The organism is Streptomyces sp. NPDC091416, assembly GCF_044756845.1.
In the GTDB taxonomy this organism is placed as follows: domain Bacteria; phylum Actinomycetota; class Actinomycetes; order Streptomycetales; family Streptomycetaceae; genus Streptomyces.
Window position 1 is genome coordinate 69,170 of sequence record NZ_JBIVTU010000020.1, and the last position, 19,654, is coordinate 88,823.

Here is a 19,654-nt window from a genome sequence, read left to right on the forward strand (position 1 = left end):
GCCGCGGTGGTGGGATCGGGCGGTCTATTTATCAGGCAGGGTTCCTGATAGTTTACTGCCCGCACACGGACGGGGTGTTTCCACAGGGGAGGGCACGGCGGTATGACGACGGATTCCACGGCTACGGTCTTCGGCATGAACGAGGTGAAGCGCGCCAGGTACGCCGTCGCCGCGGTCTTCACCGTGCACGGGGCGGTGACCGGCAGTTTCGCCACCCGGGTGCCCTGGATCCAGGATCATGCCGGGGTCAGCGCGGGTCAGCTCGGCCTCGCCCTGGCGTTCCCGGCGATCGGAGCCTCGCTCGCGATGCCGCTCGCCGGTACGGTGAGCCACCGCTTCGGCGCCCGGACCGCCCTGCGCGGACTGCTGGCGCTGTGGACCCTGGCACTGATCCTGCCGTCCCTGGCCCCCAACCTGCTGACGCTGTGCGCGGCCCTCTTCCTGTACGGCGCCTCGGCGGGCATGTCGGACGTGGCCATGAACGCGCTCGGGGTCGAGGTCGAGAACCGCCTCGACAAGTCGATCATGTCCGGGCTGCACGGGATGTGGAGCGTCGGTGCCCTGATCGGTTCGGCGGCGGGCACGGTGGCCGCGCACATCGGCGCCGATGCCCGCCTGCACCACACCATCGCCGCACTCGTCCTCACCGCGCTGGGGCTGATCGCCTGTCAGCGGGTGCTGGACCTGCGCAGCGAGCCGGACGAGGAGCCGCCGCCGCGGTTCGCCCTGCCTCCCAGGTCGGCCCTGATCATCGGCGCGGTCGGCTTCTGCGCGGTCTTCGCCGAGGGCGCCAGTCTGGACTGGTCGGCGGTCTACCTGCGTGACGTACTGGACAGCTCGGCCGGGCTCGCGGCCGCTTCGACGACCGCTTTCGCCCTGACCATGGCCATCGCCCGGATCGCCGGTGACCGGATCGTCGACCGCTTCGGCGCGGTGCGGACCGTACGGACCGGTGGCGTGCTCGCGACGGTCGGCGGGGTGCTGGTGGTCACCGCCCCGAACGCGGCCCTGGCCATGACCGGCTTCGGATGCATGGGGCTCGGCATCGCGGTGGTCGTCCCGCTCGCCTTCGCGGCAGCGGGACGCAGCGGCCCGAATCCGAGCCAGGCCATCGCGGGCGTCGCGACGATCACGTACACCTCGGGACTCATCGCCCCGTCGGCGATCGGTTCGCTGGCCGAGGCCACCTCGCTGGTCGTCTCGTTCGGCGTGGTCTCGGTGCTGGCCTTCGGGCTGGTGCTCGGGGCCGGGGTGCTGCGGGCGGGCGACCGCAAGGCCGTGGCCTCCTCGGATGCCGGCGCGGCGAGCACGGCGGCGGCCGCACCGCGCCCCTGAACCATTCGGGGCCGCGCGGAGAGCCCGGCCGGGAATGCGTCCCGGTCCGGCACTACCATGGCGCTGATCGTTTCCGCGGAGAGGACGTGCCCGTCGAGGCACCGGACTCCGCACCTACACACAGGGAGCAACCATGGGCGGCCTCGGCGTGCGCTGGACCTTGCACGGCGACGGGAAGACGCCCGCGCCGGGCGCGGTCGTCCGCCCCGACGAGCGGCTGTCCTGGCCGCGGACCTTCGGCCTCGGCGCCCAGCACGTGGTCGCCATGTTCGGAGCGTCGTTCGTCGCGCCGGTGCTGATGGGGCTCGACCCCAACCTGGCGATCATGATGTCGGGTGTCGCGACGGCCATCTTCCTGCTGGCCACCCGCGGCCAGGTGCCCAGCTATCTGGGCTGTTCGCTCTCCTTCGTCGGCGTCGCCGCCACGATCCGGGCGAGCGGCGGCAGCAGCGCGGTGGTCACCGGCGCGGTCTTCGTGGTCGGGATCGTGCTCTTCCTCGCCGGTCTCGCGGTGCAGCGCTTCGGCGCGCGGATCATCCACGCGGCCATGCCGCCCGTGGTGACCGGCGCGGTGGTCATGCTGATCGGGTTCAACCTGGCGCCGGTGACCGCGTCGACGTACTGGCCGCAGGATCAGTGGACGGCCCTGCTGGTCATGCTGTTCACCGGACTGGCCGTGGTCTGTCTGCGCGGGTTCTTCTCCCGTATCGCGATCTTCCTCGGTCTCGTCTTCGGCTATGTGCTGTCCTGGGTCCTGGACCGGATCTTCGGGAAGATCCACTCGCCCGCCGGCGGTGCCGAGGCCGTGGACCACTGGCGGCTGGACCTGTCCGGTGTGGGGAAGGCCGACTGGATCGGTCTGCCGTCGTTCCACGCCCCGAGTTTCGAGTGGTCGGCGATCCTGGTCGCGCTTCCCGTCGTCATCGCGCTGATCGCCGAGAACGCGGGCCATGTGAAGGCGGTCGGCGAGATGACCGGCCGTTCGCTGGACGGCAAGCTGGGCACCGCGATCGCCGCGGACGGCGCCGCCTCGATGCTGTCGACCGCCGTGGGCGGTCCGCCGAACACGACGTACTCCGAGAACATCGGAGTGATGGCCGCGACGCGCGTGTACTCGACGGCCGCCTACTGGGCCGCCGCCTGCTTCGCCCTGCTCTTCGGGCTCTGCCCCAAGTTCGGTGCGGTCGTCGCGGCCATCCCCGGCGGGGTGCTCGGTGGTATCACCGTGATCCTCTACGGCATGATCGGGCTGCTCGGCGCCCAGATCTGGCTGAACGCCAAGGTGGACCTGCGCAATCCGCTGAACCTGGTGCCGGCCGCGGCGGGCATCATCATCGGCGTCGGCGGGGTCAGCCTGAAGATCTCCGACAACTTCGAGCTCAGCGGCATCGCGCTCGGCACCATCGTCGTGATCACCGGCTATCACGTGCTGCGGGCCTTCGCCCCGGCCCATCTCAAGACGCAGGAGCCGCTGCTCGACTCCGGTACGTCGGCATACGACGAGGAGCCGCCGGCCTCCGGGACCTGATCTGGTCAGCCCGTCGCCAGCCGGTAGGCGTAGTCGGCCGCGAAGGAGCCCGCGGTGCCGGAGCAGCCGTCGGACTCGCCGGGCAGCTTGACCCACAGATAGGCGTCGATGCGGGACTCTCCCGTGTCGGTCGTGGGTGTCCGGCCGAGTGCCCGGCCCGGCGGATCGCACCACTCGCCGGCCTCGGGCGGTCCGTTCCCGTTGCGGCTGGTGTCGATGACGGCGCCGAGCCGCGCCGGGCCGCCGAGTGCGGCCAGTACCCGGCGGGCGTAGGCGGCCTCGTCGGCGGTGCGGTGGAAGTTCGACACGTTGGTGAAGATGCCGTCGCCGCTGCTCGCCGCGCCCGCCGCCCGGAGCGCCGCGGCCTGTTTCGAGGCCGCGTGCCAGCCGGAGTGGCCGCCGTCGAAGTAGACCCGGGCGTTCGGGCCGGCCGCGTGCAGAGTGCGGCCGGCCCGGGCCAGTGAGGCGTAGCGCGCCGCTCGGTCGCCGGGCGCGAGACAGTCGGCGAGTGCGATGGCGTCGGGCTCCAGGATGACGATGACCGGCGCGCCGCCGAGTCCCGCCGCGAACTCCCGCATCCACGCGTCGTACGCCGCGGGGCCGGGCGCCCCGCCCCCGGACGCTCCGCCGCAGTCCCGGTCGGGGATGACGTAGGGGACCAGCACCGGTGTCCGGCCCTCCCGGGCCGCGGCCGCGGTGACCGACCTGACCTGGCTTGTGACGGACCCCGGGTTGTAGGCGGCGAACCAGACGGCTGCGGGCCGGGCCGCGATCCGCGTCTCGATCAGGGGGCGCCGCGGGTCGTCGGGGTGGGCGGCGACCCAGTCCAGGACCTGTGAGGCGGGGTGGCGGTAGAGCCGGCCGCCGGGCGGGGCCGCCGCGCCGCGGGACGCCGCGGGGGCCGGCTTCTTCGACGGGCGGGGTGTGCGGGAGGCGGCGGGCGCCGTGGCGGACGGGCTGGGCGAGACCGCTGTCGGGCTCGGGACGGCGGGCAGGGGCGCCACGGTCGGCGACGCCGTGGTGTCGGGGCGGGCGGTGGTCCGCTCCTCGTCGCCCGCGACCGCGGAGATCACGCCCGCCGCTGCGCCCGCGGCCACCACGGCGGAGGCGACGAGGGCCATGAGGTGATGGCGTGCGCGGCGCCCGCGTTGCCCGGACCGGTCCCGTGCGGACCGGCGTGATGTGCGTACGCCCGGCACTCCTCGATCTCCTCCCCGGCCCCGGCAGGGCTGCTCGTTACCCCATTCCGATGAACCGACGGCTCCCGGATGCCACGGCGAGCCTATGGCTGGGACGCTGCCCCCATGGCGCAGTTCGAGCAGTTGGAGCAAGTCGTGAGCGGTCCGGGCGCCCAGCGCACACGGGCCGGCACGGGCACGGTGACCGGGCGGATGCGCTCGTTCCGGCCCTCGGCGGACCGCGGCGAGGACGGGATCGCCGTCTACCACCGGGTCTGTCTCGCCGTCCTCGACACGCAGGCCGGGGCCGTGCCCGGGGTGCTGGCGGAGCGCCTGGCCGAACGGTATCTGGCCGCTGTCGGCCCCGCGGCGGCCGGGCACCGGATGCCGGAGTGCTGGCGTCCGCTGTTCCAGTACCGGCGCCACCCCGGCGTACGGCCGGTGCAGTTCGCCCTTGCGGGTCTGAACGCGCAGGCCGGCCACGATCTGGCGCTCGCCGTCGTCGACACCTGCCGTACGCTCCGCTGTGCCCCGGCGGACCTGGCGGAGGAGTTCGACCGGGTGGGCGGTCTGCTGCTGATGCTGGAGGAGCGGATCGGCGAGGATCTGATGCCGGGTCCGGAACGGCTGGAGGTCACCGATCCGCTCACCCATCTGGTGGACAGCTGGAACCTGGAGCGCGCCTGCGAGGCCTCCTGGTCGGCGGCCCGGGTGCTGTGGAGGCTGCGCGATGTGCCGCTGCTGGCCGCGGAGTTCGGGCAGCGGCTGGACGCGGGGGCGGGTCTGGTCGGGCGCTGTCTCCTCACGCCATGCCGCTGACCGGGCCGGATGCCGCGGCGCTCAGAAGCAGTCGCCGTACCAGTGGACCGCGCCGGGCGCCGTGACCGTGGCGCGCACGGAGGCGGCCGAGGCGTGCAACGGCCGTGCCATCCCCGTGTGTTCCGTCACCTGACGGGCGTCGGCCAGCAGGAAGGGCAGGGCCCCCGTCGCCTCCGGGACACCGGGCACCCGGGCCCGGCTCAGCCCCGCCGCCCGGGCCCGCGAACCGACGGCCGCGAACAGCGGGCCCAGGCAGCCGGCCGCGCCCGCGAACTCGCGCACCTCCACCCGGTCCGCCCCGTGCTGCGCGACGATCCAGCCGGTCAGCGCCCCTGAGGCCGGGTCCACCGTCACGAGCGGCCGTTCGGCGGGGCCGTACCAGGCGGGCACCCGCACCGCCCAGTCGCCGGGTTCACGCAGCGAGGCGAGCGGCCGGCGCGCGTTGTAGGCGTGGTGCAGCGCGGCCACCTCCACGGCGTCGTCGGGGGTGGCCTCGCGGACCGTGTGCGGTCCGGGTGCGGCCGGGGGCGCGAGGGTCCCCTCGGTGTACGAGGTCGCGAACTCCTCCCAGCCCGAGCCGCGGTAGACGCCGGGTGTACCGGTGAACAGCAGGGACCAGGCGCACTGTTCGGCGCTCATGGTGCGCTCCGCTGCCGCGAGCAGCAGCCTGATCAGCCCTCTGCCCCGGGCCTCGGGACGGGTGGCGACGCTGCCGATGCCGCCGACGCGCTGCGGTGCGCCCGAGGCGTCGCGGATCAGCCTCGGCACGTAGACGACGACGGCGTCGATGCCGTCGCCTCCGGCGTTCTCGGCGACGAAGGTGTGGCGGTGGCGTTCCGGGTCGAGGGCGTACAGGTCCATGAGGTGCGGGGCGACGAAGCAGCGGCGCCACAGTGCGGCGAGGGCGGGGTCGTCGGCGGCGGTCGCGGTGCGGACGACGGTGTTCACAGGACGAGGTTCCCGTCCGTGCGCACCGTGTCGCCGGCCGGAGGCATCGCGCTGCGCCGTGTGCCGTCCTCGACACACGCGGTGTGCAGGACCGAGGCGAGGGCGTCGGGTGCGAGGTGGAGGGTGCCGCCGGTGAAGCGGCTGCCGGTGGCCGCGTAGTGGTTCGTGCCGTCGGCGATGCGGATGTGGGCGGTGTCGGTCCCGGTGGTCCTGCTGCTGAGGCCGGTGATCTCCCAGGTCGTCCCGCCCGGGCCGGACGCTCGGCCGAGCAGCGCCCTGGCCTTGTTGCTGCCGGTGAACCCGGCCCCGCCGGTCACGGTGATCCGCTGGTCGCGCACGCCGCTGAGCTCGATGCCGGTGTTGTCGTACGTACCGCCGTCGATGCGCAGGTCCGCGGAACCGATGGAGAGCGGGGCCGCGTTCTCGGCGCCGGTGACGGTGCAGTCGGTGAAGTGGACGGGGCCCGCACCGCGCAGCACCGCCCCGTCGACGCCCTTGAACGTGCAGCGTACGAAGTGGACCGGCGCGGTGACGGGCGTCTGCACGAGGACGGCACCGGCGGGCGGTTCGAAGGTGCAGTCGCTGATGGTGGTCGGCCTGCCGGAGCGGGCGGAGCGCTGGGCGACGGCGAAGGTCTTCGCGGTGCAGCCGCGTACCTGGGCGCCGTCGGCGTTCACGGTGAGGGTGCCCGCCTGGTCGAAGGTGGGGCGCGCGATCACCGTGATGTCCTCCAGTGTCAGGTCGGTGATCTTCGTGTTGGCGGTGAACCAGGAGCACACGTGTCTGCGTACGGTGATCCGCTTTGCGGAGATGCCCCACTGCGCCCCGGAGTTGGCGATGTCCATCAGTCCGGAGTTGCCGTCGAAGAGCAGGTCGTGCTCGTACTGCCCGTGGGTGGTGAAGGGGTTGCCGCCGGCGTCGTCGCCGTCGCCGTGGCAGTTCACGACGGTGCAGTAGGCGGAGGCGGTGAGGTCGTTGAGGTGGCGCACGTTACTGGTCGTGCAGTCGGCGACCCGTCCGTACAGGCAGTAGATCTGCTGGGTGAGATAGCCCGCGCCGCCGTACTCGACGGTGGGCGGGTTCTTCAGGGAGCAGTCCTCGGTACGGAAACGCGTGCACCAGCGGCGCATGATGACGGGCCAGAAGGTACCGGTGGCGTGGATGCCGGAGACGTCGCAGCCGACGGCGTACTCGAAGCTGACGGGGTGGGAGCCGGTGTACTCGTCGGGTCCCGCGCCCTCGAAGACCATGTTGCGGATGTGGGTGTTGCGGACGGGCTCGGTCCGGGTCCAGGTGAGGGTGCGGCCGGCGGCGAGCTCCCAGCCGTTGAGGTAGCCGATCCGGATGTGGCCCGCGTCGACGATCTCGGTGATCTCGACCAGTTTCTGCAGCTCGCGTTCGTCACCGCCGCCGCCCGCGACGGGGTCGACCCGCACCGCCCACCACTGGCCTGCCTCGAACGCCTTGGCGTCGGGGACCGGGAAGGTGTCGGTGAGTTCGATGACCTTGCCGGAGAGCGCGTGCTTGACGGTGGTGTCGGTGACGGTGCCGCGGAAGGAGAGGACGGCGCCGAAGGGGTTGTCGTGGGTGTTCTTCTCGATGCCGGTGGTGTGGAGGCGGTGGCCGCCGAAGTCGAGTTCGATGTTCGAGCGGTCGAAGAGGTGGCGTCTGGTGAACAGGAGGTCGGTGTGGGCTTCGATGCGGTGGACGGCGGGGTCGTTGACCAGGGCGTCGAGGGCGTTGTCGGCGGGGGTGGAGGCGTCGAAGTGGCCGAAGGTGCGGAAGTCGAGGGTTCCGGTGTGGAGCTGGTGCCAGCGTCCGGTCCTGGGTGCGGTGGCGGGGGCGATGACGGTGCCGCCGTTGTGTGCGGCGGTGGACTTGTTGTCCCAGCGCAGGGCCATGGTGCCGCCGTCGCCGGGGGCGTCGTAGCCGGCGAGGAGGACCTGGGTGCCGTGGTCGAGGGGGTGGGTGTTCAGGGCGCGCAGTGCGGCGACGGTCTCCAGGCGCAGGACGTTGCCGGTGCGGGCGGGTGCGGCCTGTGCGGGGCCGGTGGCCACGGCCGAACTGGCCACGACCAGACCGGCCAGACCCGAGGCCCGCAGAAGATTCCGGCGGGAGGACGCGGAGGGCGAAGCATGGACGGACATGACGGAGGTGCTCCTCGCGTTGTCGATACGTGCTCGGTGGGGACCGGGTGCGGGCCGGTCGCGGTCAGATCGTGTTGCGGTACGGCGGCATGAAGCGCATCCGCGGCATCTGGTCCGCCAGCACTCCCCCGTCGACGACGAGGCGCGCGCCCGTGAGATACGCGCCGGCGTCCGAGGCGAGCAGCAACAGCGCGCCCACGCATTCGTCGGGGTGCGCGTACCTGCCGAGCGGGATGCGCTCGCGGTACGCGGACTCGAAGGCTTCCCGGTCGAAGGGGAACTCGCCGTCGATGGGTGTCTCGACCATGCCGGGGGCCAGGGTGTTGGCGGTGATGCCGTGCGGGGCGAGTTCGACGGCCAGCGTCTCCGTGAGCAGCTGGGCGGCGGCCTTGGAGGCGTTGTAGTGGGCCAGGCCGGCCTCGGCCACCAGGGCGTTCTTCGAGGTGATGGTGATGATGCGGCCGGCGACGGCGTCCGCCGTCATGTGTTCGGCGATGCGCTGGCTGAGGAAGAAGACGGCGTCGACGTTGACCCGCATGATGCGTGACCAGCCGGCCGGGGTGATCTCGTTGAAGCGTTCCAGGGCCGCCGTACCCGCGTTGTTGACCAGGATGTGCAGCGGTCCTGCCTCGGCGCGCACGGTGTCGGCGAAGCCGGCCAGCGCCTCGGTGTCCGCGAGGTCCTGTCCGTAGACACGGCAGCGCCGGCCGAGCGCCTCGACGGCCGAGGCGGTCTCGGTCACGCCCTCGGCCCCGGGCAGGTCGACCAGGACCAGGTCCGCGCCCGCCTCGGCGAGGCCGACGGCGAAGGACCGGCCCAGGCCCCGGGCGGCCCCGGTGACGACCGCGGTGCGGCCGGTCAGGTCGAAGCGGTCGGTGCCGCGGGGCGGGACGGCTGCGGTCATCGCGGGATTCCTTCGGGAGGGCGGGGCGAGCGGGGTGGTGGGCCGCCGCGCGGGGACACAACGGGGTGGGAGCGCGGCGGCCCGGCTGCGGACCGGCGACCGGGCCGGGGGGTGGCACCGGGCGCCGGGCCGCAGGCTGTGGGAACGGACCGGTCAGCCGTTCAGGCCCAGCAGATCGAGCGAGGGCCGGTGGATGATCTCCTCCACCGCGTCCGCGTCGAGCGGCGGCAATCCGGGAATGCCGGGGATGCGGGCGATCTCCCGGAGCCCCTTGACCGAGTCGTCGACCGTGGTGAACGGGTAGTCGCTGCCGAACAGCACCTTGTGGAAGACCCCGTAGTCCTGGACCAGCCGAAGGCTGTGCCAGAGCTGGAAGGGCCGGTAGTGCAGGGCGCTGAGGTCGGCGTACACGTGCGGGTGCTTGCGGATGACCGCGATGCACTCGCCCTCGAAGGGGTGGCCGAGGTGGGCGAGGACCATGCGCAGTTCCGGGTGGCGGATGGCGACGGCGTCCAGGTGCCGGGGCATGGCCCACTCCAGCGGTGCGCTGGAGACGAAGGTCGTGCCCGTGTGCACCAGGAGCGGCAGCCCGTGCCGCTCGGCGTACGTGTACAGCTCGTCGTACTCCTCGGCGGCCGGGTCGAAGCCCGCGTACATCGGCATCAGCTTGATGCCGCGCAGGCCCAGCTCCTGGTGGCCGTAGCGCAGTTCCTCCTGCCAGCCGGGCTGGGTGGGGTCGAGTGCCAGGTAGCCGATCAGCCGGTCGGGGTGCTCGCCGACGTACGCGGCCACGGCGGCGTCGTCGACCCAGAGCCCGCTGCGGCGCGCCTTGCCGCCGACGACGATCGTGCGGGTGGACTCGGGCGCGGTGGCCGCGTACTCCTCCCACTTCACCGTCAGGTCGACCTCGCCGGCGTGCGCGCGGGCGGAGTCGGAGCTGAACGGGTCGGTGAAGTCGTGGCTGTGCCGGAAGAGATGGGAGTGGACGTCGACGATCATGTGCGGTTCCGCTTCTCCCAGCCGTCCGCGAACATGTTCCAGAAGCGGTGGCTGGGCGGGTGTTTCTCGAAGACCTCGTCGACGAGTTCGACGCCGAGGCCCGGGGCGGTCGGCAGACCGATGCGGCCGTCCTCCATCGGGAGGGTGCCCTTGAGGGCGTCGAAGACGAACGGCTCCAGGAGCCCGTCGAAGGTTTCGAGGATCTTGAAGTTGGGGATTCCGAGCGCCGCGTGCACCGAGACGGTGGTGCAGAGCGGGGAGTTGGAGTTGTGCGGGGCCACGAGCATGCCGTGGGTGTCCGCGATCGCGGCCAGCTTCCGTACCTCGGTGAAGCCGCCGGCCATGGAGAGGTCGGGCTGGATGATGTCGACGGCGTTCGTGGCGAAGAGCTGCTTGTACTCGTAGCGGTTGTGGAAGTGCTCGCCGCCGGAGATGGGGAAGGCCGCGCGCTGCCGCAGTTCGGCGTAGCGCTCGATGTGGGTCCAGGGCATCGGCTCCTCGAACCAGCCGATGTCGAACGGTTCCAGTTCCCGGACGAGCCGGGCGGCGGTCGGCATGGCGAAGCGGGCGTGGCCCTCGATGAAGAGGTCGACGTCGGGGCCGATCGCCTCGCGGACCGCGGCGACGAGGTCGATGGAGCGGCGCAGTTCGGCGCGCTCCAGCTCGTGCAGGCCGGGGCCGAAGGGGTCGAACTTGAGGGCGGAGTAGCCCTTGGCCACGGTCTCCTTGGCCTTGGCCGCGAAGGTCTCGGGCTCTCGTTCACCGGTGTACCAGCCGTTGGCGTAGACCCGGACGTCGTCGCGGCAGGCGCCACCGGTCAGCCGGTAGGCGGGCACGCCGAGCGCCTTGCCCATCAGGTCGTACATCGCCTGGTCGAGGCCGGACAGGGCGACGCCGCCCATGTCGCCGCCGCGCAGGAAGTCGCCCTGGTAGACGCGGAGCCAGAGCTCCTCGATGTCGAAGGGGTCGGCGCCGATCAGATGGCGCCCGGCGATGGCCTCGGTGAGGGCGCAGACCTCGCCGACCCGGTACGGGTGGGTGATCTCGCCGATGCCGGTCAGGCCCTCGTCGGTGTGGACCCGGACATAGCCGAAGTCGCGCCAGGAGGTGCCGAGCATCAGGGTCTCGACGCGGGTGATCCGGCCGGCGGGGCCGACGGGGCGGGTACGGTTGACGGTCAGCATCAGCGGGTCGCTCCACCCATGGTCGAGGTGTTCTCCAGGTCGCGGGCGCCGCCGTCGGCGAGGACGGCCCTGACCGCGGCCTCGGTGCCCTCGATCAGACGGTCCACGTCGGCGTCGGTGTGTGCGTAGCTGATGTGGCTGCGCTTGAGGTTGAGCGGGAGCTCGAACAGACCGTGGTCCAGGAGCTTGCGGCGGTAGCCGACGAACATCGAGGCGTCGTTGTCCAGCAGGTCCGCGTACGTACGGGGGGCCTCGCCCGGCATGAAGTAGCTGACGAAGACGGAGCCGTAGCCGGTGACGACCGCGGGCACGCCGAGGCGCTCGTAGAGGCCGGTCAGTTCGGTGCGGACGCGGCCGCCGAGCCGGAAGACGTGGTCGTGGACCGGTTCCTCGCGGAGCTTGCGCAGGGTGGCGAGGGCGGCGGCGACGACGGAGGGGTGGCCGTTGTACGTGCCGGCGAAGAAGGCGGGGGCGCCGGGGCGGGTGGAGAAGAGGTCCATCAGATCGGCCCGGCCGCCGATCGCGCCGACGGGGGCGCCGTTGGCGATGGCCTTGCCGAGGGTGGTGAGGTCGGGGGTGACGCCGGAGATCTGCTGCCAGCCCCCGATGCTGTGGCGGAAGCCGGTGATGACCTCGTCGAAGATCAGGACGCTGCCGGCCTTCGTGGTCTCCTCGCGCAGCGTGGTGAGGAACTCCTGGTACGGGAGCAGAGCGCCGACGTTGTGCGGGACGGGTTCGACGATGACGGCGGCGATGTCGGGGCCGTGCTCGGCGAAGGTGCGGCGGACGGCCTCGCTGTCGTTGAACGGCAGGACGAGGGTGGCTTCGAGGACCTCGGGCAGGATGCCGGTGGAGATCGGGTCGTGGCCGCCGACCTTCGAGGGCTCGGAGATGACGTTGAGGCTGACCGCGTCGTGCCAGCCGTGGTAGCAGCCCTGGAACTTGACGACCAGGCGGCGGCCGGTGGCGGCGCGGGAGACGCGCAGCGCGTGGAACGTGGCCTCGCTGCCGGTGCTGGTGAGCAGGACCTTCTCGATCGAGGGGATCAGTTCGGTGAGCTGTTCGGCGAGGAGGACCTCGCCCTCGGTCACGCCGACGCCCATGTGCCCCAGTGTCGCGCCCGCCTCGGCGGTGGCGGCGGCCACGTCGGGGTCGTTGTGGCCGAGCAGCGGTGGGCCGAACGCCGAGTGGAAGTCGGTGTACTCGCGTCCGTCGGCGGTACGGAACCGTGCGCCGTGGGTCCCGGTGACCACCAGGTCGGTCAGTCCGGGAACGCTGCGCTGACCGCTGTTCACGCCGCCGGGTACGACCTGGCGGGCGCGCTCGGCGAGTCGGGCTCCGGATTCGTTGCCTACCGGGCCTGAACTCATGGTGCTTGCTCCTTGCGTCGAGAGTCGTCGGTTGTCGCGAGCCCTGCCCGGCCCGTGAGTCCCTGGCGCCATCCGCCCGGCAGTCGCCGCAGGAAGAGGGTGATCCGTGGTGCGTTGCAATTTTTCAGAACACTGTTCTGTAGAGCAGAACAGTGCCTGGATATTACGTCCGCCCCGAAAACCGGTCAACCCCCTTCCGCCCCACCAAGGCCCGAATGGAGCGGATTTGGTGAATCGGCGGTGCTCTCCGCACCCCCGGAGGCACTACCCTGTTCTGCTATGACGAACAGTGCTGCCCCAGAAGAGCCGAAGTACTGGGTCAAGAGCGTGGCCAGGGCAGCGGACATCCTCGAAGCGCTCGCCGCTCCCTCGCAGGGCAACGGTCTGAGCGTCACCGAGGTCGGCCAGGCCTGCTCCATCTCCAAGAGCGCCGCCTTCGGCATGCTCCAGACCCTGCGTGCGTACGGACTCGTCTCGGACGACGGCGAGGGCATGAACCGCCGCTACCGGCTGGGCATGAGCCTGGCCCGGCTCGGCGACCGCGCCAGGTCCCAGGTCTCCCTGCGCGGCGTCGCCCACCCCGTTCTGCGCGACCTCACCCGGGCCACCGGCATGGCGTCCCGGCTCGCCGTTCCCGAGGACGGCCACGCGGTCGTGGTGGACCAGGTCGAGCTCGACCAGCGCGTCCGGCTCGATCTGCGCATGGGCCAGCGCGAGCTGCCGCACTGCACGGGACTGGGCAAGGCGCTGCTCTCCGCGATGCCGCAGAGCGAGGCCGCCTCGGTCGTCGAACGGTTCGGGCTGCCCCGGCGCACCTCCCGCACGATCACGGATCCGGCGACGTTCCTGTCCCACCTGCGCGACATCGCCCGGGCCGGCTACGCCCTGGACGACGAGGAGGACGCCGAGGGCATCATCTGCATCGGGGCGCCGGTCTTCGACGACCGGTCGGTGTGCGCCGGGGCCGTCTCCATCACCGGTCTCAAGCTCGGCCTGCCGGCCTGGCGCTACCAGGAGCTGGGCGGGCAGGTCCGTGACGCGGCCCGCCGGATCAGCGTCTCGCTGGGCTGGGTCGAGGACCCGGAGCCCGACGCCCCGGACACCGACCCGTCGCATTCCGACGGATTCGGGTCTTGACCGATCGGCTCCGCCCGCCGTAGGTTCCCTGCCAACCGAGGTGACTTTCCACCGTCACCGACGATTTACCCCTTCCGGTCCGCTTCCGGCGCCTGCCCACCGCGTCGTGAACACCTGAGGACCGAACCCTTTTCAGCCATCCGCCTCATGGCAGTCCACCGCAGGAACGCTCCCTCACTTGTCGCACTTCTCGGAAGGCGAAGTCCGCATGAGCGTTCCGCACCACAGCACACCCGCGTCCTCCCGCCGGAATCTTCTGCGGGCCTCGGGTCTGGCCGGTCTGGTCGTGGCCGGTTCGGCCGTGGCCACCGGCCCCGCACAGGCCGCACCCGCCCGCACCGGCAACGTCCTGCGCCTGGAGACCGTCGCCGCACTGCGCGCCCTCAACACCCACCCCCTCGACCACGGCACCCAGGTCCTCCTCGCCGGCTACGACGCCCCCGGCGACGGCGGCACCATGGCCCTGCGCTGGGACAACAAGTCCACCGCCGCACACAACGGCGGCACCGTCATCGCCCCCGCCACCGCACCCAGGACCGGACGCTGGCACCAGCTCCACACCGGAACCCTCGACTTCCGCACCTTCGGCCACTTCGACGCCTCCACCCCCGCCGACAACGCCCTCGACGCCCTGGTCAACGACCCCGCCGTCCACCGCATCGAAGCCCACACCGACCTCCTGTTCACCAGACGCCACCTCTTCGACCGCTCGAACATCGAACTCGACTTCGGCGGCCACCGCCTCCACACCACCGGCATCGAGAAGAACACCCACGACAACCCCTTCGGCGCCGTCCTCTCCTTCCGCGGCACCGTCACCGACACCACCGTCGAACACAGCCTGAGCGCGGCGATGCCGGACCTCTCGGACCTCTTCGAGGTCGGCGACTCGTCGAAGTTCGCCGTGGGCCAGTGGTGGGCCGTGGAGATCAACGCCCTGGCGGGGAAGTACGAGAAGGAGATCCAGCGCCTGGTCCAGGTCACCGACGTCGTCGACCCGGCGCACATCCGGGTCAACTACCAGATCGGCTGGGACCTGGCGGCCGGGCGCGCGCTGACCTGGACCCGGGTCGAGCCCGTCGACCGCGCCCACGTCCGCAACATGGTCTTCGAGGGCTGGGGCGAGGACGAGATGACCGGCTCGCACCCGGTCGCGTACGAGTACGCGGTGCGCTGCGACGTCTCGGGCATCGAGGCCGTCGGCACCTTCTGGCCGGTGGTGATGCGCCGCTGGTGCACGTACTACCGCACCGAGCAGTGCTCGCTCACCAACCCGAAGTCCGTCACCTACGGCGGCGCGGGCTACCTCACCCAGCAGATCTACTGCCTGTACGGGCACGTGGAGGACTGTCACACCTCCAACGCCCGTCACCTCAACGACTTCACGGCCTCCGCCTACTGCTACGTCACCAACTGCCACGGCGACGGCGACGACGAGGGCCCGTTCGTGACGCACGGCCAGTTCGAGCACGACCTCGTCTACACCGGCAACTCCGGTCTGATGACGTTCGCCAACTCGGGTGCGGCCTGGGGCGGCAGGGCCAAGCGGATCACCGTACGGCGGCACGCCTGCTCCTGGTTCGTGGCCCGCGTCAAGATCACCGATCTGACGCTGGAGGACGTCCTGGTCATCGGCAAGGAGTCCCTGGCGGGCTCCGGGATGCTCTGGGTCAACGCGGACGGGGTGCAGATGCGGGGCTGCACGGCCACGGGTCCGCTGATCGTCTCGCGGGCCTCGGACCTCTCCGCCCGTCCCAACGTCATCGCCGACTCCTCGTTCGCGTTCGCGGCGGGGGCGGAGGTCACCCAGACCAGTGTCACCGTGCCGCTCACTCTCCAGCGCTCCACGCTCAAGGGCGTCGACGGCGCGGTGTTCAACGGCACCGGGCCGCTCGTCCTCGACCAGTGCACCCTGACCGGATCGAAGGACGCCGCCCCCGTCTCGCTCGCCCACGCCGACCTCACCGTGCTCGGCGGCGAACTGCGCGACACCGGGCTCAAGCTGACCTCGGCGAAGGACCAGCGCCTGCGCATCGACGGCACGAGGCTTTCCGGCACCAACAAGGACGGCGCCCTGCTCGCCCGTACCGGTGCCGGACGCACCGTCGACTGGCAGCTCAGCGGCCTCGACTCGACGGCACCCCGGGACACCGCCCATGTGCGGGTCACCGACGGCGTCAACCGCTACCGGGCCACCGGCTCCACCTTCACCGGCGGCCGGATCGAACTGCGGCCGGCCGGCTTCGGCGGGGACAGCCATCTGCTGCACACCGGCTGCGTCGAGGACGGCACCGAGCGCACCGCGCTGCCCGACGAGAGCGACCGCGTCGCCCACACCGCGGCCACGCTCCGCTTCTGACCACCAGGCCCAACCGCCCATCGAGCACCAGGGATTCCCCGTGTCCACGCATACCCCGATCACCGGCCGGCCCGTACGGGTCGCCCTCGTCGGCGCCGGCAACCGCGGTCTGACGTACGCCGAGTGGATCAAGGCCCACCCCGAGCGCGCCGAGCTCGTCGCCGTCGCCGATCCGCGCCCCGCGGCGCGGGCCGCCGCCGGTGCGCCCGTCGAGTTCGACGACTGGCGCCCGCTCGTCGAGAACCGGATCGCGGACGCCGTGATCGTCGCCACCCAGGACCGCTTCCACGTGGAGCCGGTACTGGCCCTGGCGGAGGCCGGCTACGCGATCCTCGCCGAGAAGCCGCTCGCCCCGACCGAGGAGGAGACCCGCCGGATCGTCGAGGGGGTGGAGCGGGCCGGGGTCCTGTTCGCGGTGTGCCACGTCATGCGGTACACCCCGTACACCGACCTGGTGAAGGAGGTCGTGGACTCCGGTGTGCTCGGGCAGTTGGTCTCGATCGACCATCTGGAGCCCGTCGGCTGGTGGCACTACGCCCACAGTTACGTACGCGGTCCCTGGCGCAGCGAGAAGGACTCGTCCCCGATGCTGCTCGCCAAGTCCTGTCACGACCTGGACTGGATCACGTACATCATGGGCGGCCGGATCGAGCAGGTCACCGGATTCGGCGGGCTGAAGCACTTCAGGCCGGAGAACGCCCCGGAAGGGTCCGCCGAGCGCTGCCTCGACTGCGCCGTCGAGTCAGCCTGCCCCTACAGCGCGCTGAAGCTGTACATGCCGACGCTGCGCGAGAAGGGCGCCGTCTGGCCGGTCACCCACGTCACCGAGGCGAGTGACGAGGCCGGTCTCGTCCAGGCGCTGCGCGAGGGCCCGTACGGGGTCTGCGCGTACCGCAGCGACAACGACGTGGTCGATCACCAGGTCCTCGCGATGCAGCTGACGGCCGGGGTGACCGCGACCTTCCAGATGGTGGCGTTCACCGAACAGACGCACCGGCAGACGCGGATCTTCGGCTCGCACGGCTGGCTCATCGGTGACGGCGAGCGCGTCACCGTGCAGGACTTCCGGACCGGCGAGTCGGCCGTCCACGAACTCGGCGCGTCCGGTTCGAACGCCGCCGACGGGCACGGCGGCGGGGACGCCGCGCTCGTCGAGGCGTTCGTCACCGCCGTCGCCACCGGTGACGCCGGGGCCGTGCGCTCCGGCCCCGCCACCTCGCTCGGCAGTCATCTCGCGGCGTTCGCCGCCGAACGTGCCCGGCACACCGGCACCGTCCAGACGGTCCCGGCGCAGTGACTTCTTCCCGCACCACCCTCACGTCCTCGGAGGACCCCCTCATGTCCCGTCTCCTCACCCGCCGTTCCAGAGTCCGCGCCCTGGCCGCGCCCGTCATGGCGACCGCGCTGGCCGCCGGTGTGCTGGCCGGCTGTTCCAGCGGCGGCGACGACGGCAGCACCGTCACCATGTGGACCTACCCGGTCATCTTCGACGAGGCCAAGAACAAGGCGTACTGGGACGGCCTGGTCAAGGCGTTCGAGAAGGAGCACGCGGGCGTCACGGTGAAGGTCGAGACCTTCCCGTGGGCCAACCGCGACACCGCTCTGGCCACCGCCATCGCCTCGGGCAAGGGCCCGGACGCCGTCTATCTGATCCCGGACCAGCTCCCGAAGTACGCCAAGAGCATCGTCCCGGCCGACGACTACATGCCGGCCGACGCCAAGTCCGACTACACCGACTTCGCGCTGAAGTCCGTCACCGTCGAGGGCAAGGCGCTCGCCACCCCGATCCTGACCAGCGCCAACCCGCTGATCTGCGACAAGCGTGTCTTCGACGCGATCGGCGAGAAGAGCTATCCGGCGAGCTGGGCGGACCTGGAGGCCCTGGCGCCCAAGCTGAAGAAGAAGGGCTACTACGCCACCAGTTACAGCGGCGACACCCAGCAGACCCTGAACATGACGTTCTACCCGCTGCTGTGGCAGGCGGGCGGCGACGTCTTCTCCGAGGACGGCAAGAACGTCACCTTCAACGACGCGGCCGGCGTCAAGGCGCTGACGTACCTGAAGAAGCTCGTCGACGGCGGCTACACCGACAAGGACCTGGTCACGACCACGCCCAAGCTGGAGCAGACCCCGACCGCCAAGGGCAAGGTCGCCTGCACCTGGCAGAACACCACGGCGGACGTCGAGCCGTTCTGGGGCAAGGAGAACATCGTCGTCCAGCCGCCGCTGAAGGAGACCGCCTCGGTCGGCTACGGCACCGTGGGCGCGCTCTCCATGCTCAAGGGCGCAGACAAGAAGAACACCGGGGACTGGCTGAACTTCGTCGCCGAATCGAAGAACGCGGCCGGTCTGCAGAAGGCCGCGGGCTACTTCCCGGCCCGCAAGTCCGCCGGTGACCTGTACCCCGGCGACGCGCTCCAGAGCGCGGTGGGCGCCACGCTGCCGAGCATGGACGTGGGCCCGCTGCAGGACAAGGCACGTGAGGTCCAGGGCATGCTCGCGCCGGAGATCCAGGCGGCGCTGCTCGGCAAGAAGAGCCCGCAGGACGCGCTGGACGCCGCGCAGAAGGCCGCGCAGGCGATGCTCGGCCGCTGACCGACGGTCGCGGGGGGGGGGGGCCGCCCCCCCCCCCCCCCCGGGGGCCCCCCCCCCCCCCCCCCCCCCCCCCCCCCCCCCAAACCCCCCCCCCCCGGGGGGGGGGCGGGCCCCCGCCCCGGGGGGGGGGGGGGGGGCGGGCGGCGCGCCGGGGGGGGGGGGGGGGGGCGCCCCCCCCCCCCCCCACCCCACGGGGGCACTCCCCCCGACCCCCCGCAATTCCCCCGTACCTCAAGGAGATCCCCGTGGCAGTCGTCGCGGAACCCACCCGCCGGGGCCGTCGCAGCGGGCCGCAGGCGCGCCGCGAGGCCCGGATCGGCCTGCTCTTCGTCCTTCCGTGTTTCCTGCTGTTCCTCGCCTTCCGGTTCGGTCCGGGCGTCGCCGGTGTGCTGATGAGCTTCACCGACTACTCCCTCACCGGCGGCGGCAGTTTCATCGGACTCGACAACTTCACCCGCCTGTGGGACGACCCGCTGTTCTGGCAGGCGCTGAAGGTCACCGTCCTCTACACCGTGCTCGCCGTACCGGGCACGCTCATCGCGTCGGTGTCCCTGGCGCTGATCACGCGGCGCGCCTTCCGCGGCGCCAAGTTCTTCCGGTCGGTGTTCTTCCTGCCGGTCGTCACCTCGCTGGTGCTGGCCGCCACCGTCTTCGTGTGGATCTTCTCGACCGGCGGCCCGTGGTCCACCCTGATGGGCTGGTTCGGGATGTCCGAGGGCTCCTGGCTCTCCGACGACGTGCTGGTGCTGCCCGCGCTCGCCATCGTCGGCGTCTGGTCCCGCTTCGGATACGGGATGCTCATCCTGCTCGCCCGGATGCAGGACATCCCGCGCGAGCTGGAGGAGGCCGCCCTGACCGACGGGGCCGGGCCCTGGCAGCGGTTCAGGCACATCGTGCTGCCGCAGCTCAAGCCCGCCCTCTTCTTCCTCGCGGTGATCGAGACGACGGCCTCGTTCCAGGTCTTCGACGCCGTCTACACGATGACGGGCGGCGGCCCCGCCAACGCCAGCTACACGCTCGTCTTCCAGCTCTACGACGCGGGCTTCAAGTACTTCGACCTGGGTTACGCCTCCGCCATCGGGGTCGCGCTCTTCGTGCTGACCGTGGTGGTCGCGGTGATCCAGCGGCTCGTGATCGGGAAGGACCAGTGA

At 71.6% G+C, this 19,654-nt stretch carries 15 protein-coding genes; 8 read left to right on the top strand and 7 right to left on the bottom strand.

Translation table 11 applies throughout. From position 1 onward, the window contains the following. Positions 1-102 precede the first annotated feature (102 nt). Together ACIQMX_RS37950 and ACIQMX_RS37955 are read left to right on the top strand one after the other, a co-directional pair. Positions 103-1,335, top strand: a complete 1,233-nt coding sequence (locus ACIQMX_RS37950; protein ID WP_402485124.1) for an MFS transporter — start codon at positions 103-105, stop codon at positions 1,333-1,335. A gap of 133 nt (positions 1,336-1,468) precedes the next feature. Then, complete coding sequence (locus ACIQMX_RS37955; protein WP_363078388.1) at positions 1,469-2,863, top strand: solute carrier family 23 protein; 1,395 nt, start codon at positions 1,469-1,471, stop codon at positions 2,861-2,863. 5 nt (positions 2,864-2,868) lie between these two features. On the opposite strand, the gene ACIQMX_RS37960 is transcribed toward ACIQMX_RS37955, so the two are convergent. Continuing rightward, complete coding sequence (locus ACIQMX_RS37960; protein WP_402485128.1) at positions 2,869-3,984, bottom strand: glycoside hydrolase family 6 protein; 1,116 nt, start codon at positions 3,982-3,984, stop codon at positions 2,869-2,871. Between the two features lie 183 nt (positions 3,985-4,167). On the opposite strand from ACIQMX_RS37960, the gene ACIQMX_RS37965 reads away from it, so the two are divergent. Continuing rightward, a complete protein-coding gene (locus tag ACIQMX_RS37965; protein WP_402485130.1) occupies positions 4,168-4,860 on the top strand; it encodes a DUF5995 family protein in 693 nt (230 codons plus the stop codon). 21 nt (positions 4,861-4,881) lie between these two features. Here ACIQMX_RS37965 and ACIQMX_RS37970 read toward each other — a convergent pair whose 3' ends face one another. From ACIQMX_RS37970 to ACIQMX_RS37995, 6 genes are all read right to left on the bottom strand, one after another. After that, entirely contained in the window at positions 4,882-5,808 is a 927-nt protein-coding gene (locus ACIQMX_RS37970) for a GNAT family N-acetyltransferase (protein WP_363078385.1), read from the bottom strand. Further along, positions 5,805-7,955 carry a peptidase C14 gene (locus ACIQMX_RS37975; protein ID WP_402485133.1) on the bottom strand — a complete coding sequence of 717 codons (2,151 nt, stop codon included), beginning with the start codon at positions 7,953-7,955 and terminating at the stop codon, positions 5,805-5,807. The genes ACIQMX_RS37970 and ACIQMX_RS37975 overlap by 4 nt, the downstream gene beginning before the upstream one ends. Before the next feature lie 64 nt (positions 7,956-8,019). Beyond that, the gene (locus tag ACIQMX_RS37980; protein WP_402485135.1) at positions 8,020-8,859 is read right to left on the bottom strand and encodes an SDR family NAD(P)-dependent oxidoreductase; all 840 of its coding nucleotides are present in this window, start codon (positions 8,857-8,859) and stop codon (positions 8,020-8,022) included. Positions 8,860-9,012: 153 nt separating this feature from the next. Further along, positions 9,013-9,858 (bottom strand): amidohydrolase family protein, encoded by an 846-nt coding sequence (locus ACIQMX_RS37985; RefSeq protein WP_219573692.1) that lies wholly within the window; start codon positions 9,856-9,858, stop codon positions 9,013-9,015. Beyond that, positions 9,855-11,042 carry a mandelate racemase/muconate lactonizing enzyme family protein gene (locus ACIQMX_RS37990; protein ID WP_402485138.1) on the bottom strand — a complete coding sequence of 396 codons (1,188 nt, stop codon included), beginning with the start codon at positions 11,040-11,042 and terminating at the stop codon, positions 9,855-9,857. The genes ACIQMX_RS37985 and ACIQMX_RS37990 overlap by 4 nt, the downstream gene beginning before the upstream one ends. Continuing rightward, complete coding sequence (locus ACIQMX_RS37995; protein ID WP_402485141.1) at positions 11,042-12,412, bottom strand: aspartate aminotransferase family protein; 1,371 nt, start codon at positions 12,410-12,412, stop codon at positions 11,042-11,044. Before ACIQMX_RS37995 ends, ACIQMX_RS37990 begins: the two co-directional genes overlap by 1 nt. A gap of 279 nt (positions 12,413-12,691) precedes the next feature. Here ACIQMX_RS37995 and ACIQMX_RS38000 point away from each other — a divergent pair, with 279 nt between their 5' ends. The 5 genes from ACIQMX_RS38000 (at position 12,692) to ACIQMX_RS38020 (ending at position 19,654) form a co-directional block, all read left to right on the top strand. Next, on the top strand, positions 12,692-13,549 hold the full coding sequence (locus tag ACIQMX_RS38000) for an IclR family transcriptional regulator (protein ID WP_402485144.1): 858 nt from the start codon (positions 12,692-12,694) through the stop codon (positions 13,547-13,549). 208 nt (positions 13,550-13,757) lie between these two features. Next, entirely contained in the window at positions 13,758-15,908 is a 2,151-nt protein-coding gene (locus tag ACIQMX_RS38005; RefSeq protein ID WP_402485147.1) for a peptidase C14, read from the top strand. Positions 15,909-15,948: 40 nt separating this feature from the next. Continuing rightward, positions 15,949-17,205, top strand: coding sequence for a Gfo/Idh/MocA family oxidoreductase (locus ACIQMX_RS38010; RefSeq protein ID WP_363078962.1), 1,257 nt, complete (start codon positions 15,949-15,951; stop codon positions 17,203-17,205). 41 nt (positions 17,206-17,246) lie between these two features. Next, positions 17,247-18,503: an ABC transporter substrate-binding protein gene (locus ACIQMX_RS38015; protein ID WP_402485150.1), complete on the top strand. Its 1,257-nt coding sequence runs from the start codon at positions 17,247-17,249 to the stop codon at positions 18,501-18,503. A gap of 245 nt (positions 18,504-18,748) precedes the next feature. Beyond that, positions 18,749-19,654: a carbohydrate ABC transporter permease gene (locus ACIQMX_RS38020; protein WP_148016340.1), complete on the top strand. Its 906-nt coding sequence runs from the start codon at positions 18,749-18,751 to the stop codon at positions 19,652-19,654.

Excerpts from the sequence above, each read along its gene's own strand:
- ACIQMX_RS37950 (WP_402485124.1), top strand. The coding sequence starts at position 103 with ATGACGACGGATTCCACGGCTACGGTCTTCGGCATGAACGAGGTGAAG.
- ACIQMX_RS37955 (WP_363078388.1), top strand. The coding sequence starts at position 1,469 with ATGGGCGGCCTCGGCGTGCGCTGGACCTTGCACGGCGACGGGAAGACG.
- ACIQMX_RS37960 (WP_402485128.1), bottom strand. The coding sequence starts at position 3,984 with ATGGCCCTCGTCGCCTCCGCCGTGGTGGCCGCGGGCGCAGCGGCGGGC.
- ACIQMX_RS37965 (WP_402485130.1), top strand. The coding sequence starts at position 4,168 with ATGGCGCAGTTCGAGCAGTTGGAGCAAGTCGTGAGCGGTCCGGGCGCC.
- ACIQMX_RS37975 (WP_402485133.1), bottom strand. The coding sequence starts at position 7,955 with ATGTCCGTCCATGCTTCGCCCTCCGCGTCCTCCCGCCGGAATCTTCTG.
- ACIQMX_RS37980 (WP_402485135.1), bottom strand. The coding sequence starts at position 8,859 with ATGACCGCAGCCGTCCCGCCCCGCGGCACCGACCGCTTCGACCTGACC.
- ACIQMX_RS37985 (WP_219573692.1), bottom strand. The coding sequence starts at position 9,858 with ATGATCGTCGACGTCCACTCCCATCTCTTCCGGCACAGCCACGACTTC.
- ACIQMX_RS37990 (WP_402485138.1), bottom strand. The coding sequence starts at position 11,042 with ATGCTGACCGTCAACCGTACCCGCCCCGTCGGCCCCGCCGGCCGGATC.
- ACIQMX_RS37995 (WP_402485141.1), bottom strand. The coding sequence starts at position 12,412 with ATGAGTTCAGGCCCGGTAGGCAACGAATCCGGAGCCCGACTCGCCGAG.
- ACIQMX_RS38000 (WP_402485144.1), top strand. The coding sequence starts at position 12,692 with ATGACGAACAGTGCTGCCCCAGAAGAGCCGAAGTACTGGGTCAAGAGC.
- ACIQMX_RS38005 (WP_402485147.1), top strand. The coding sequence starts at position 13,758 with ATGAGCGTTCCGCACCACAGCACACCCGCGTCCTCCCGCCGGAATCTT.
- ACIQMX_RS38015 (WP_402485150.1), top strand. The coding sequence starts at position 17,247 with ATGTCCCGTCTCCTCACCCGCCGTTCCAGAGTCCGCGCCCTGGCCGCG.